The sequence below is a fragment of the Xenorhabdus bakwenae genome (assembly GCF_030272115.1).
In the GTDB taxonomy this organism is placed as follows: Bacteria; Pseudomonadota; Gammaproteobacteria; order Enterobacterales; family Enterobacteriaceae; genus Xenorhabdus; species Xenorhabdus bakwenae.
In genome coordinates, this window is sequence record NZ_CP119194.1 from 133280 (window position 1) to 147949 (window position 14670).

The 14670-nt window shown below is 42.1% G+C and carries 13 protein-coding genes, 4 tRNA genes and 2 pseudogenes; 10 read left to right on the top strand and 9 right to left on the bottom strand.

What is annotated here, in order from left to right; translation table 11 throughout:
• The 4 genes from PXH59_RS01265 (at position 1) to PXH59_RS01280 (ending at position 597) form a co-directional block, all read left to right on the top strand.
• Positions 1-76 (top strand) — tRNA-Lys (locus PXH59_RS01265).
• A 30-nt stretch (positions 77-106) separates the two neighbouring features.
• Positions 107-182, top strand: a tRNA-Lys gene (locus PXH59_RS01270).
• A gap of 22 nt (positions 183-204) precedes the next feature.
• Positions 205-280 (top strand) — tRNA-Val (locus tag PXH59_RS01275).
• Positions 281-411: 131 nt separating this feature from the next.
• The gene (locus tag PXH59_RS01280) at positions 412-597 is read left to right on the top strand and encodes a hypothetical protein (RefSeq protein WP_285809968.1); all 186 of its coding nucleotides are present in this window, start codon (positions 412-414) and stop codon (positions 595-597) included.
• A 16-nt stretch (positions 598-613) separates the two neighbouring features.
• On the opposite strand, the gene PXH59_RS01285 is transcribed toward PXH59_RS01280, so the two are convergent.
• The 4 genes from PXH59_RS01285 to PXH59_RS01300 form a co-directional block, all read right to left on the bottom strand.
• Positions 614-985 carry a YkgJ family cysteine cluster protein gene (locus PXH59_RS01285; RefSeq protein WP_285809969.1) on the bottom strand — a complete coding sequence of 124 codons (372 nt, stop codon included), beginning with the start codon at positions 983-985 and terminating at the stop codon, positions 614-616.
• Between the two features lie 174 nt (positions 986-1159).
• Positions 1160-2107 (bottom strand): glycosyltransferase family 9 protein, encoded by a 948-nt coding sequence (locus tag PXH59_RS01290; RefSeq protein ID WP_285809971.1) that lies wholly within the window; start codon positions 2105-2107, stop codon positions 1160-1162.
• Between the two features lie 568 nt (positions 2108-2675).
• Entirely contained in the window at positions 2676-2828 is a 153-nt protein-coding gene (locus PXH59_RS01295) for a hypothetical protein (protein ID WP_285809972.1), read from the bottom strand.
• A gap of 477 nt (positions 2829-3305) precedes the next feature.
• Positions 3306-3887, bottom strand: a complete 582-nt coding sequence (locus tag PXH59_RS01300; RefSeq protein WP_434223392.1) for a Fic family protein — start codon at positions 3885-3887, stop codon at positions 3306-3308.
• Between the two features lie 60 nt (positions 3888-3947).
• Here PXH59_RS01300 and PXH59_RS01305 point away from each other — a divergent pair, with 60 nt between their 5' ends.
• Positions 3948-4271 (top strand): IS630 transposase-related protein, encoded by a 324-nt coding sequence (locus tag PXH59_RS01305; RefSeq protein ID WP_285808283.1) that lies wholly within the window; start codon positions 3948-3950, stop codon positions 4269-4271.
• Between the two features lie 99 nt (positions 4272-4370).
• A protein-coding gene (locus PXH59_RS01310) for an IS1 family transposase (protein ID WP_285808308.1) occupies positions 4371-5077 on the top strand; the annotation gives its coding sequence in 2 pieces (ribosomal slippage) (positions 4371-4620 and positions 4620-5077; 708 coding nt in all).
• Positions 5078-5565: 488 nt separating this feature from the next.
• Here PXH59_RS01310 and PXH59_RS01315 read toward each other — a convergent pair.
• The 4 genes and pseudogenes from PXH59_RS01315 to PXH59_RS01330 all read right to left on the bottom strand — a co-directional run.
• Positions 5566-5664 (bottom strand): annotated as a pseudogene (locus tag PXH59_RS01315) (integrase); the annotation flags it as partial.
• A gap of 22 nt (positions 5665-5686) precedes the next feature.
• Positions 5687-6393 (bottom strand): IS1 family transposase gene (locus PXH59_RS01320; protein ID WP_285808308.1). Its coding sequence is split into 2 segments (ribosomal slippage): positions 5687-6144 and positions 6144-6393, totalling 708 coding nucleotides; the frame shifts between segments, so codons are not numbered across the junction.
• Positions 6394-6434: 41 nt separating this feature from the next.
• Complete coding sequence (locus PXH59_RS01325) at positions 6435-7535, bottom strand: tyrosine-type recombinase/integrase (RefSeq protein ID WP_285809974.1); 1101 nt, start codon at positions 7533-7535, stop codon at positions 6435-6437.
• Positions 7536-7699: 164 nt separating this feature from the next.
• Positions 7700-7774 (bottom strand) — tRNA-Arg (locus tag PXH59_RS01330).
• Positions 7775-7958: 184 nt separating this feature from the next.
• Here PXH59_RS01330 and mlaA point away from each other — a divergent pair.
• Positions 7959-8712: pseudogene (mlaA, locus tag PXH59_RS01335) on the top strand (phospholipid-binding lipoprotein MlaA).
• Positions 8713-8773: 61 nt separating this feature from the next.
• Here the strand turns inward: mlaA and fadL are convergent.
• Positions 8774-10132 (bottom strand): long-chain fatty acid transporter FadL, encoded by a 1359-nt coding sequence (gene fadL, locus PXH59_RS01340; protein ID WP_285809976.1) that lies wholly within the window; start codon positions 10130-10132, stop codon positions 8774-8776.
• Positions 10133-10501: 369 nt separating this feature from the next.
• Here fadL and PXH59_RS01345 point away from each other — a divergent pair, with 369 nt between their 5' ends.
• The 3 genes from PXH59_RS01345 (at position 10502) to fadJ (ending at position 14573) form a co-directional block, all read left to right on the top strand.
• On the top strand, positions 10502-10798 hold the full coding sequence (locus PXH59_RS01345; RefSeq protein ID WP_285809977.1) for a YfcZ/YiiS family protein: 297 nt from the start codon (positions 10502-10504) through the stop codon (positions 10796-10798).
• A 290-nt stretch (positions 10799-11088) separates the two neighbouring features.
• The gene (gene fadI, locus PXH59_RS01350) at positions 11089-12399 is read left to right on the top strand and encodes an acetyl-CoA C-acyltransferase FadI (protein ID WP_047767023.1); all 1311 of its coding nucleotides are present in this window, start codon (positions 11089-11091) and stop codon (positions 12397-12399) included.
• A complete protein-coding gene (fadJ, locus tag PXH59_RS01355; RefSeq protein WP_285809978.1) occupies positions 12399-14573 on the top strand; it encodes a fatty acid oxidation complex subunit alpha FadJ in 2175 nt (724 codons plus the stop codon). Before fadI ends, fadJ begins: the two co-directional genes overlap by 1 nt.
• Positions 14574-14670: the final 97 nt, after the last annotated feature.

The following is a 14670-nucleotide window of genomic DNA, read 5'->3' on the forward strand; positions in this document are numbered from 1 at the left end:
GGGTCGTTAGCTCAGTCGGTAGAGCAGTTGACTTTTAATCAATTGGTCGCAGGTTCGAATCCTGCACGACCCACCATTTAGATATCAAAATCAGAATTACCTAATTGGGTCGTTAGCTCAGTCGGTAGAGCAGTTGACTTTTAATCAATTGGTCGCAGGTTCGAATCCTGCACGACCCACCATTTAGGTAGCAGGATATGAAGTGGGCGATTAGCTCAGTTGGTAGAGCATCTCCCTTACAAGGAGGGGGTCATCAGTTCGAATCTGGTATCGCCCACCACTTCGTCCAGCACTTCCTATCAGGCACTACACGATAAACCCGCCAAACCCGCCACGAAAATTCCTGACCCGGTACTCATCGCGGATATCCAAAATTTTCTCGATGATTATCAATGGAAAAGCGCAAAACGCTTGGATGTTTCGCAGTCGGCTATGCATTACGCCCTGAAACGACAGCGCTGTTTTGGTACACACGACGGGCACGCTAAAGGCCGTATTAACGTCATTGGGGCTATTCTCGAAAAGACCCTCGTCACCTTAAGTTTATTTACGGGGAACATTCATAATGCCGGTATTTTTCATGCGTGGATGACGTAAATCAAACGAGTATCAACTATGTTTGAGGTTTTGGCAAAGGGGGAAGGTCATAAGCAGCTCTGGCGCGCTCACAACTTTCATTATAATCTCCCGTTTCCCAGGCTTGGGGAAATTCTCTGCAAGGGGAGGGCCTTTTATCATAAATAGAACAGGAAACCGACTTACCAATTTCACCACATAAATTGATACATCGAGGGTGAGGTTCATTGGTGCCTTTCATACAGCGTCTGAAATCATTTAATTTTTCGGTCATAGATACGGGAACTGTGCCGCCACCATCCTCAGCTTCAGCCCAATAAAATGAAACACGAAAATACGCACAGCAAGCTCCGCAATTAATACAGGGATTGTCTTGTAACTTGGATTGAGATATTAACGTTTTACTCATACCCGATGTCACTATCTGATGTTTAAGACCTATACTTAGGAAAAATAACCTTTCCGCAAAAGCCCGTTTCCCAATGGAAATCGAGCCTTCTTAAAAATAAATTATGTTGCCAAATTATGTCTATTTTCAAGATAAATTTATATCTTTTGGATACAATTGAAATTATTTAATAGTTTACTCTTTTAGCAAAGAAAATATTGCGGGGTAAACTTTACCTAAATCAATATTGTTGACATTTTCAGGGTGATACAATGTGATGGTTGTATCTTTTGTAGCCAGTGGTGCCCAATTTTCCGGTCTTGTTACACCATAAAAGGCAACAAGCTTTTTCTGTAGCGCGGCGGCCAAATGACAAATACCACCATCACCGACAACAATGAGTGTCATGCTGTTCAATAAAGTTAAAAAAGAATCCAGAGAATCGGATACTACAACTTCACTATTTTTTCCTATACGTGATTTTAAATCTTCAGCTAAAGGAGTGTCATGCTTATACGAAGAAATAAAAAATTTTGTATCTGGGTAATTTTCCAGGATTTTATTTGCAATTAAAGTGAGGCGTTCATTATTAATAAGACTGTATTTTCTATTGTTAGATATAGAAAATAAAATCATGGGAGTCTGCTGTTCAATAGATTGAAAAGTATTTTTAAATTCGATGTAAGGAAAAGTCTCAGGAGATAATTTACTCTCATTAGGTGAAAATGTACGTAACACTTTTAATGCCTGATGGTAACCATTGACTTGCTCCTGTTTCACTGGATAGTTAACTAACTTTGCATGCCAGTGCTTATCTGTAACAACAGCATAGCGTCTTTTCGCCCCTAATAGCCATAAGAATAGATTATTTAGCTTCATAGGTGTAGGTTTGGCTGATATAGCAATCTCAAAATTCTTTCGACGAAATGCTAATGCAGTTTTGATAATAGATAGGTATTTATTGCCTCTAGGGAGGATGTGGATCTTGATTTCAGGGCACAAATAATAAGCGAGTTCAGTATTGCCAGAATCTATAAATAAGTTGATCTCTGCGTTAGGGTAAGTTTTTTGTAAAAACTTTATTAATGGCTGAGTACAAATGAGATCACCCAGTCCATTTCGACGTAGTATGGCTATTTTCATAGGGTATTGTCAGAATTAAAACTTCTACCATTTAAAGTTGATTTCATTATATACCAACTCAACTTCAAGATGCGTATTATATTTCCCCGCGCAGCGGGGAAATATAAGGCCTCGCGTCGTCTTGCGGATTGCAACTTGAAGTTTATCGGGTATATAGGTTATTTGATCCACAAAATCAATGCGGCGATTGATTTTGACTGTACTTGTGATGCCGTTGCCGTAAAAACACTCAAGTTTGTTAATTTTTAATTTCTTTCACTACAGTTCCTGACTGCCTTTAAGTAAAAGAACGAATAAGCAGAATGAAAGATCAAGCTTGTGACTAGATATCAATGAGTTACCACCTAAGCCTGAATTTGGGCTTTGCACTGTTAAAAGGTGTTGTGATTTCCTCTATACCCAAGATGGGATATCACAATTTGTGATGGTCAAAATCTTGACCATCTACAGCAACCATTGGGATTTGAACGCCATTTTAACCCTTTGATATGCCATAATTCCTGCATAGTACAGGTATTCCGGTTCTGAGCAGGAATTATGGCATATCAAAGGGTTATCTGAATACAGCTTAGGAGAAAAGTTTGATCTCTGGGTTGGGTTTTACCAGTACGTTTGCTTTTACGCTGTATGGCTGGCTTAAATCGTTAAACTTGGTTTCTGCGGGAAGCCTATCCATCAGATACAGTGCGCAATCTTTGCCATAGGGAATAACCTGTAACATATGCCGTTTTGTCAGCAGGGTTTAATGCCAAGTTCTGAACGGCTGTACTCTTCCTGTTGGATCTTGCGTAGCATCCATTTGCTGACGCGTCAGTAAGATAGCCTTGTTATCGATTTTCATACTTACACCTTTGGCGCTGATAATTTATACAGCTATAATATTGCAATAAATGCAATAAATGCAATAAATGCAATAAATGCAATATATCAAACAAATGATGCAAATAATGGAATATTATCAATTCGTCTAATTAGGAACATGCAAGGAACGGCAACACTCTGAGACGCCGCCGTTTAGCAGGGATTTAATGAAAGGAGATTGAGGAGTGAGTTATTAATATGGGGCCTATTCTCATGAGGTAAAGCCCCTGTGATGATGCTGGAAACATGAGGGTAAGATACTGGCAAATCATTTCATTTTTGATGCATGAATCCAGCCTTACTTCTCACGGCAGGAGGAGTAAGAAAAAGCATCCTACTATTTTGATATCTTATTTAGCCTACTACGTAGATCTGCGGGGGCAATATAATGAGTTGTTCGTCTTATTTTTATAGGAAGAAATATATTCATTGCCTCAAGTTCTCTGAGTAATTTTCTGGCTGTATTTTCACTAACATCATATACATTTTGAACTGATTTTACTTTAAATAATCTTCCGGGTTCTTTTACACCTTTTTTGATTAAATCTTTTTGAATGAAGTTTAGATTGCTTTTATACTTTGAATTTTCCAATACATCGACAATTTCATAAAATTCTTTTGTTTTTACTTTTAAATACTCTTGTAATTCATCAAATGCATTTAGAATAATATTCACATTAAAATCGATAAAATAAGTTAGATCCCCATAATCTTTTTGAACATAAAGATATGACATACCATAGTCTTTAGCATGCGCCTTGATAACCTTACTTATTGAAATATATTCAAAAATATCATATCCGTTCTTTAGCATATACCAATAAAATATTGCCCTTGCAGTTCTGCCATTCCCATCTCTGAATGCGTGTTCATACCCCATCATAAAATGAAGAATAATCGCTTTTATTACTGGAGGTATAGCAAAATCATACTAATATGTCATAATATCCAAATCCAAAATGACAAGGCATAAAGTGAAATGGGTTACAGTCTAGATTTTCGAAAAAGAGTACTGGCATACAAAGATAAGCATTCGTTGACTTTCGAACAAACGAGTGCCCATTTTGAGATTTCTATTCGTACCCTGTTCCGGTGGAGTCATAAAATAGAACCTTGCATGACGCGTGATAAGCCTCCCATGAAAATTCCTGATGAGGTGCTCATCGCGGATGTCCAAAATTTTCCTGATGACTATCAATGGGAAAGAGCAAAGCGCTTAGGGGTCTCACAATCGGCGATTCATTACGCGTTGAAACGGCTTCGCCTCACTCATAAAAAAAACCTTAAAACATCCTCGCGCTGATCCTCAGCTTCGTCAGGCGTTTGTCGAGCGCATCAGCGGTCATGCTCCCAATCATTAGATTGTTGTAGTAAACTCCCCACTTTTTATTACTGGTGAGATATGGCTAAAGTTGATGTGGTTTGTCGTTACTGTCACAAAGCGGAAGAGGTCAAAGGGCATGGAAAAGGAAGCAGCGGACATCAGCGTTATCACTGTTATGCCTGCCGTAAAACCTTTCAACTGAATTACACCTACCAAGCCTGCAAACCCGGAATGAAAGATCAGATTGTGGATATGGCTGCGAATAATGGCGGTATCAGAGACACCGCTCGTGTCCTGAAGGTGGGTATCAACACCGTTCTTCGTACCCTAAAAAACTCGAACCCAGACAGGTAACTACACTGCCGCTGGCCGCAAATAATATTCATATTATCTGCGAAATTGATGAACAATGGTCTTTTGTCGGTAACAAGAAGAATCAGCGCTGGCTTTGGTATGCCTGGGAACCGGAGCAAAAGCAAATAATCGCGCACGTATTGGGGGATCGCAGCAGGAAAACACTGAGCAAATTGCTGGCACTTCTGGCTCCTTTCGAAATTCAATTTTTCTGTACCGATAATTATGCCGTTTACGATTGCCTTTCTGAGGAAAAACACTTTAGAGGGAAGAAATTTACTCAACGTATCGAAAGAACCAATCTGACCTTACGTACTCGCATCAAGAGACTGAATCGGAAAACGATCTGTTATTCCAAATCCGAAGAAATGCATGACAAAGTGATAGGCACTTTCATTGAGCGTGAATACTATCTTCCAAAGGTTATCTAACTATTGGGTGCATGACCCGTACGCGTTTAATTCCTTGATTCTATTAATCTCTGCCCCTGTGCCGGAAATAAGCAAAATCAACGAGTTAGCTAAAGGTGGGATATCTCACCTTTAATTCAGCACGCTTCTGTTTCAAACGGAGGGATGAATTAACTATAGGGGTTCCTTGAGGTTGAGGAGGCTCTGATTTCAGAGGCTCACCTCTTTAAGAGGTTTGGTTTGAGCGCCGAAAATATCGGTATGCAAACTGGTGATCATTGGTTCCGACGAAATTCGTCGTTAGTCACTGAGTCACATTAAGTAACCCTGTGAGTGTAAAAGGTATGGTGGAAATCACCATACCTAAAGGTGAGATATCCCGCCTTGAAGATGGTCAAGATTTTGACCATGATTCAGATTTGAGCCATCTACGGCAACTATAGGGATTTCCTCTATAGTTGATTACTATGAAAGTCAAAGGGTAGATTGCTGTGCTATGGTGATAGTCGTTACCACCTTATTCCTGATATCCTATCAATGTAGTCAGCGAACCACTGCATCATTTCGCGGCGTTGGTCTAAATACTGTGCATGGTTATAGACGCCTCTGGTTTGGTCATGCACCCAATAGTTAGATAACCTTTGGAAGATAGTATTCACGCTCAATGAAAGTGCCTATCACTTTGTCATGCATTTCTTCGGATTTGGAATAACAGATCGTTTTCCGATTCAGTCTCTTGATGCGAGTACGTAAGGTCAGATTGGTTCTTTCGATACGTTGAGTAAATTTCTTCCCTCTAAAGTGTTTTTCCTCAGAAAGGCAATCGTAAACGGCATAATTATCGGTACAGAAAAATTGAATTTCGAAAGGAGCCAGAAGTGCCAGCAATTTGCTCAGTGTTTTCCTGCTGCGATCCCCCAATACGTGCGCGATTATTTGCTTTTGCTCCGGTTCCCAGGCATACCAAAGCCAGCGCTGATTCTTCTTGTTACCGACAAAAGACCATTGTTCATCAATTTCGCAGATAATATGAATATTATTTGCGGCCAGCGGCAGTGTAGTTACCTGTCTGGGTTCGAGTTTTTTAGGGTACGAAGAACGGTGTTGATACCCACCTTCAGGACACGAGCGGTGTCTCTGATACCGCCATTATTCGCAGCCATATCCACAATCTGATCTTTCATTCCGGGTTTGCAGGCTTGGTAGGTGTAATTCAGTTGAAAGGTTTTACGGCAGGCATAACAGTGATAACGCTGATGTCCGCTGCTTCCTTTTCCATGCCCTTTGACCTCTTCCGCTTTGTGACAGTAACGACAAACCACATCAACTTTAGCCATATCTCACCAGTAATAAAAAGTGGGGAGTTTACTACAACAATCTAATGATTGGAAGCATGACCTCTGGTTTTATTACCAACAACATGAGCTAGCTGTTTCTCAATCACATCATGATTAAATTCATGCTCATTCAATATGGTGCTGAACTGGTGGCGGAATCCATGACCGCTAGCTAGACCGTCATAGCCTATTCTCCGGATAACTAGCAGGACGGCGTTTTCGCTGATAGATTTTTTCCGGTCATTTCTACCTGGGAAGACAAAATCGGAAACACTGGAGGTTATAGGCTTCAAGTGCTGGAGCAATTTAACAACCTGATCGGACATCGGGACTATATGTAGCTGACGCCCCTTCATTACAGATGGATCGATAGTAATAAGTCGATTATCAAAATCAACGTTCTTCCATAACATACTGCGCATTTCTATTGTTCGCAGGGCGGTATATTGCAGAACTTGAGTGGCCGTTTTAGATATGACACTGCCAGAATATGATGCCAGTGCCTGATTAAATGCGGGGATCTTGTCTATGGTGAGAAATGGGTAATGCTCTTTTCTGTATCCAGTCATGGCATCGGCCAAATCTGGAGCGGGATTGTATTTCGCTCTGCCCGTCACTACCGCGTATCTGAAAACCTCTCCGCACCTTCGGCGTGCTTTGCTGGCTCTCTCCATGGCTCCGCGATCTTCGAATAACCGAATAACTTTAAGTAGAACTAAAGGTTCTATCTCTTCCATGGTCATGTGTCCAATAATAGGCAAAATATCATTTTCGAACATTGATATCATTTCCTTAGTATAACTCTCAGACCAAAATCCACTTTTGAATTCATGCCATTCTTTAAATATGTCAGCAAACGTGTCTGGAGATTCATTATCTTTCTGTTTTGGTGCTACCGGAGCCAGATCTCCGCCATTAGCAAGGACAGACTTAGCCTCAGCATGTTTTAATCGAGCGGTAACTAGTGGGACTTCTGGATACGTACCAATGACATAAGTTTGCTCTTTCCCATTTTTACGATACCTAAAACGCCAAATTTTACTTCCTGTTTTCGATACAAAAAGAAATAAACCTCCTCCATCAGCAAGGCGATAGGCTTTGTCTTTAGGTTTAGCTGACTCAATCTGCTTTATCGTTAACATGTGGGCATCCTAAGTAGGTATATGAACCGATGCCCGCAAATATGCCCACACTTTACTGGTGTAGTCAAGTTATATAGGGTAACAGCAGGTAACGCCAAATTTTTATTTAAGTGAGTTTTTTTATAAGGTTAGGTTATGCTAGGTGATGCGGGGTAACTTGATTCTGGCGTCCCCTGCAGGAATCGAACCTGCAACTAGCCCTTAGGAGGGGCTTGTTATATCCGTTTCACTAAGGGGACAGCGGAGCGCAGTATACCTGTTTTTCTTGTCAGAGATAAGGCATAACGAACTGTTTGCCTATATAATCACCACTCTTTTTTATTACCATTAATGAAAGATTGGCAGTATATTTTACATATTGGGTGCAATAGCTGGTGTACAGCACGATAATTGATATCTAAAAATAATTATATGGAGAACAATATGAAGTATCGTCTGAGCGGGGTTGCTCTTACAGCCGTCTTACTTATGGGATGTGCCAGTTCATCAAATACGATAGAGCAGGGGCGTTCTGATCCGCTGGAAGGGTTTAACCGTGTTATGTTCAACTTTAATTATGATGTTCTCGACCCATATGTACTGCGTCCTGTTGCTGTAGCCTGGCGTAATTATGTGCCGATGCCTGCACGAAATGGCATTGGTAATTTTATGAGCAACCTCGAAGAGCCAGCCAGTATGGTGAACAGTTTCTTGCGTGGTGATGTTCATGAAGGTGCAAAACACTTCAACCGTTTCTTTTTGAACACCTTGTTGGGAATGGGAGGGCTTATTGATGTTGCTTCCATGGCAAACCCCAAACTGGCAAAAGAAGATCCGGTGCGTTTTGGTAGCACATTGGGATACTATAACGTGGGGTATGGTCCGTATGCTGTTCTGCCCGGTTACGGTAGTTTTACATTGCGTGATGAAGGCGGTAACTTGGCGGATATGACTTATCCCATATTGAGTTATTTCACGGGTTGGATGTCGGTAGGCAAGTGGGTTTTCCAAGGTATAGAAACCCGTGCCCGCTTGCTGGATTCTGATGGCCTGTTAAAGAACTCTTCAGATCCTTATTTGATGATGCGCGATGCTTACTTCCAACGCCACGATTTTATGGCCAATGGCGGCATACTGGCGCCGGAAAAAAAATCCTAATGCGGCAAGTATTCAAGATGAATTGGATTCTATAGATTAGTTCGGACTTATAATCAAAAAAGGATAGCGGGCGCTATCCTTTTTGGGGTTACGGTATGTAGTTAGAACGTATAGTTAAAGTTTATACCATACAACCATGCGGTTCCTTTGGAATCGAATTCATATGATGAATTGAAAGGAGCAGGCGCGTCCTCTTGCAGTTTTTCGCTAACATGTACTTTTTTACCGCGCATATAGGAAACACCAACATCTACAGAAGCATCTTTATTGAATGCATAAGTGGTTCCTAAGCTAAACCAAAAACGATCTTGATCCGGAATGGAGATAGAACGATTTTTGGCGGGTACAGGGCTTTCATCAAAAGCGATACCGGTACGGAATGTCCAGTTATCGTCATAGTAGTAAGTTGTACCTAGTGAGATACGGTAAGCATCGCGGAAACCTTCGTGTTTGTGGAATAAGGTATTGCCGGAATCTTTGTTTTTACCACGTAATTCTTTAAATTCGCTCCAGCCTGTATACAGGAAGCTATAGTGAATTGCCCATTGTGGTGCAACGCGGTTATAGCCTGAGAATTCCCACATATCCGGTAAATTCAGATCCAATGTTCCTTTGATGGTATTACCCCCAAGGCCATTTATGCCAGGAAATCCGAGCGCCGGGTTAGCAGGAATATTAGGCAGTTCATTGCTGTAATCGCCTTTTTTAAACTTCACTTTAACTTTTGAACGGTAAGTTAAGCTATAACGATTATTTTCATCAAATTGGTACAAAAGGCCTGCATTCCAGCCATAACCCCAATCTTTGCCTTCCAAACGGGCACCTTCGGTAGTTGAAGGGATGTTAACCTTAGATTTTGGGTTAATTTTGTGAATCATTCCTGTTAATGCTGGCCCGACTTCGCCCATATGACGAACAATTTCAGCATCGGCATAAATAGCATTAACACCTAAGCCAAAGCTGAATTGATTATTAAATTTGTAAGCGCCACTCAGATTAAAGTTCACAGTCTTGAGCGATGTTTTTCCACCAATGGGACCAGCAGAATAATTATTACTGAAGTTGGTAGACAAGCCAAAGTTAGAAGTCGCAGAGGCGCCAATATACCACTGATCATTAATTGGAGCGATAAAATGCAGGTTTGGGATCCATGCATGTGGTGCGATGTTTTTAGCATTTGTGCTCTGACGCGTAACAGGTGACTTCCCGGTAATATCAACATCTGGGTTGACATACACCAGACCACCAGAAAATGACGGGCGATCAAATAAGGTCATGGCCGCAGGGTTACGGCTGCCTACGGAAGCGTTGTCTGCAACAGCACCTGCCCCAGAAAATGCACGGCCTAGTCCTGATGATGAATATTCATTCAATTGAAAACCAGCAGCACCAGCGTTGGATGAGAGAATGGCAACCGCCATTGCTAATGCTGAACGTGTAAATAGGTTTTTCTGGTCCATAACCAAACCTCATTGTCTAATTATTATTAACATGCCACTCAAGTAGCTGAGAGCGCGGGATTGTAGAGTCGATTTGTCGCAATGACAACAATGACAATAATGACAAATCAGACCAGTGCACGAAGTATAGGCTTGATAATAGAATATGTTGCAAGAATGTTTTCTAAATACAACTAAAATGATTCTTAAATTGGGACTTACTTAACAAAAAACAGACAACTTACGTTAATGAAGTGTAAACGGGTTTCTGTTGACGTGGTCAGATCAATAAACAGTGAGATAAATGGCTTCAAACAGCGTAAGTGCTGGTTATCGGTAGTCAGGAAAACGTAGAATTATCAGCAAGTTTTTTAGCCGGAGTAACTTTAAATGTCTGATGCGATTAACCGCTGTAATGCCGAAGAGACGGCAGCTTGCTGCTGTGTTGATGTGGGAACCGTTATTGATAATGAAGACCGCACCGCTTCTTATCAGTGTATTTTTGCGAGTGAACAAGACGCCGAAGTCATGCTTAATATGTTGATCAAAAAGGCAAAATCAGTGGAATCCGATCCCTGTGTTATACGCCATAGTATCGAAGCGGTTGACGGTGGAATGCAATTATCTGTGGACTTTACCTTTAGCTGCCAAGCGGAAGCCCTCATCTTTCAGTTAGGCTTGCGTTAATTCACTCTGAACAATGGTTTTCTCATTGTTTTGTCATGCCAATCAGTGAGAAAATCACTTGTAATCGATTGTAAATCATTGCCTTCTCTTTGTACTCCTGTCGCACATTCTTCGTTTAAGTTGTATAAATTATAATAATTTAAAGTTGAGTTTGTTCTCATTTTTCGTTTATTCCTATTTGCTATTTTCCAACATTGCGTTAACAATGCATCATCAGGTCTGACCTCTTATGGGGTGAGTAAATATTTTTAATCAATTGATTTAGTTAATAATAATGATTAGGAGTTGCTATGGGTCGTTCTTCAACAAAAGTAATACCGCAAAAGGAACGTGTCGCTATTGTCAGCGGGTTGCGCATTCCTTTTGCGAAACAGGCAACTTTCTACCACGGTATTCCGGCTGTTGACTTAGGAAAGGCTGTTGTAAGCGAGCTGGTCATTAGGAGCGGTTTGTCGCCTGAGAAGATCGACCAATTGGTTTTTGGACAGGTGGTTCAAATGCCGGAAGCACCGAATATTGCAAGGGAGATTGTTTTGGGGGCAGGCTTAAGTGTAAATACTGATGCCTATAGTGTTTCCCGCGCCTGTGCGACGAGTTTTCAGGCAATTGCAAATGTGGCTGAAAGTATTATGGCAGGGACAGTCAATATAGGGATCGCCGGAGGTGCGGATTCTTCATCCGTTTTGCCCATCGGAGTGACTAAGTCACTGGCGCGCACGTTAGTTGACATGAACAAAGCCAAGAGCCTCTCTCAACGATTCAAATTACTCAGCCGATTGAAACTCCGTGATTTATTGCCTGTATCCCCTGCCGTTGCTGAATATTCTACAGGGTTGAGAATGGGGGATACCGCTGAACAGATGGCAAAAACGTATCATATCAGTCGTGAAGATCAGGATGCACTTGCGCATCGCTCCCACGTATTAGCCGCTAAAGCCTGGGAGCAAGGGCTTTTGCAAAAGGAAATGATATCGGCATATTTCCCGCCATACAGTAAGACATTGGCAGAAGATAACAATATCAGAAAAAACTCCACCTTAGCTTCTTATGCCAAATTGCGCCCGGCTTTTGATCGTAAATATGGCACAGTTACCGCAGCAAACAGTACACCATTGACTGATGGTGCAGCGGCAGTAATGTTAATGCGTGAATCGGTTGCCAAAGAACTCGGTATGGTTCCATTGGGGTATTTACGCAGTTATGCATTTTCTGCCATTGATGTTTGGCAGGACATGTTACTGGGACCGTCCTATGCAACCCCGCTGGCACTGGATCGTGCGGGTATCACCCTGAATGAGCTTACTCTTATCGACATGCATGAAGCATTTGCTGCCCAAACATTAACGAATTTAAACATGTTTGCCAGTGAGAAATTTGCCCGTGAAAAGTTAGGGCGTTCTCAGGCAATAGGTGAAGTGGATATGGATAAATTCAATGTATTGGGTGGATCAATTGCTTATGGGCATCCCTTCGCGGCGACAGGCGCCAGAATGGTTACCCAGACGTTGAATGAATTGCATCGCCGTGGTGGTGGTCTTGGGTTAACAACAGCTTGTGCCGCGGGTGGTTTGGGTGCAGCAATGGTATTGGAGGTAGAATAATGGCTCAGGCTGAAAAAGAAACGGTTATGTCAGCAGCAATGCAACCGGAGCAATCGGTATTTCGTTTTTCTGTCAGGGACGACAAGGTGGGAATTATCACCATTGATGTACCCGGAGAGAAAGTCAACACACTGAAAGCTGAATTTGTTGAACAGTTCCTGATCATGTTTGAAAAAGCGCAACAAGTTTCAAACTTGAAAGGGCTAGTTATTGTATCCGGCAAGGCAGATACCTTCATTGCTGGTGCTGATATTAGCATGATAGCTCACTGCCAATCTCAGGAAGAAGCGACAGCATTGGCTGAAAAAGGTCAAAAACTGTTTGCGCAGATTGCCAGTTACCCTTTACCGATTGTGGCCGCGATCCATGGCACATGTTTAGGTGGTGGGCTGGAGTTGGCATTGGCTTGTCATGCGCGAATCTGTTCTTTGGATGAGAAAACCCGTCTTGGTTTGCCGGAAGTTCAGCTTGGGTTATTACCCGGTTCAGGCGGAACGCAAAGATTGCCTCGTTTGATTGGTGTCAGTGCTGCGTTAGACATCATATTGACCGGCCGTCAGCTTAAAGCAAAACAGGCGCAACGGCTGGGCGTTGTGGATGACGCCGTTCCTTTAGATATCTTGCTGGATGTTGCTGTGCAGTATGTTAAAAAAGGCATCGTGAAACGTAAGCCATTGGCATGGTCACAGCGCATACTGGCAAGTGCATTAGGCAGGCCGTTGTTATTCCAGATGGTTCATAAAAAAACGCGCGAAAAAACTCGTGGCCATTATCCCGCACCAGAAAAAATCATCAATGTGATTCGTGCCGGCCTGGAAAAAGGCTCTGAGAAAGGTTTTCAGCTTGAAGCCAGGGCGTTTGGTGAACTGGCGATGACACAAGAATCAGAAGCATTGCGGAGTCTGTTTTTTGCTTCTACAACGTTGAAGAATGAAACTGGCTCTTCAGAACCGCCCGCCGAAATCAGACATGTGGGGATTTTGGGGGGCGGCCTGATGGGGGGCGGTATTGCCAATGTGACCGTGACGCGAGGAAATTTGCCTGCTCGCATTAAAGATATTAATGAAAAAGGCATTAATCAGGCCTTGAAATATACCTGGGATCTCCTTTCTAAGCGGGTAAAACAGCGTCGGTTGCAATCAAGTGAGCGTTCTCGTCAGATGTCTCTATTGACAGGAACGACCGATTACAGTGGGTTTAAGCAAGCTGATATTGTGGTTGAAGCGGTATTTGAAGATTTAGTCCTGAAACGCAAAATGGTTGCAGAGATTGAAGAGAATACAAAACCCGAAACCATTTTTGCGTCTAACACTTCTTCATTGCCAATCCATAAGATCGCTGAAGCGGCGACTCGGCCAGCGCAGGTGATCGGTCTTCACTATTTCAGTCCGGTAGACAAAATGCCGCTGGTGGAAGTCATTCCACATGAGGGAACGAGTGAAAAAACGATCGCCACTGCCGTAGCGTTAGCCAAGAAACAGGGAAAAACAGCGATTGTAGTCGGGGATAAAGCGGGTTTTTATGTGAACCGAATTCTAACACCTTACATTAATGAGGCAGGTTATTGTTTATTGGAAGGTGAGCCGGTTGAACATATCGATAATGCTTTGCTGAATTTTGGTTTTCCTATTGGTCCCATCAATCTGCTGGATGAAGTTGGCATAGATGTGGGTACTAAAATCATCCCTATTTTAGTAGAAGAATTAGGCAGTCGATTTGCGGCACCAGAGATTTTGGCTGCAATTTTGCAAGATGACCGAAAGGGCAGGAAGAATGGCCGCGGTTTCTATTTATATACGAGTAGAAAATTATATACGAGTAGAAAAAAATCCAAAGAAGTGGATGCTTCGATTTATTCCTTATTAAAGATCAAACCCGCGATAAAGATGTTGCCTGCTGACATTGCCCAGCGTTGTGTGATGCTCATGCTCAATGAAGCCGTGCGTTGTTTGGATGAGGGGATTATCAGAAGTCCACGTGATGGTGATATTGGTGCTGTATTTGGCATTGGGTTCCCACCGTTCCTGGGCGGGCCATTCCGTTATATTGATAAGCTTGGCAGTGACAAAGTTGTAGAAATTTTACGTCGTCTGGAGACGCAATATGGCGAAAGATTTACGCCCTGTGAGGGTTTAATTCGGATGGCAGAACAGAAAAAGAAATTTCACGTATAGCTTGAATTTCATTGGTTAAAACAGTCAGGTCGGCTCTTGTCATTAAGGGCCGATTTTTTATAGGAAATAATTAATTGTTTATTCATGGTTTGAAAAG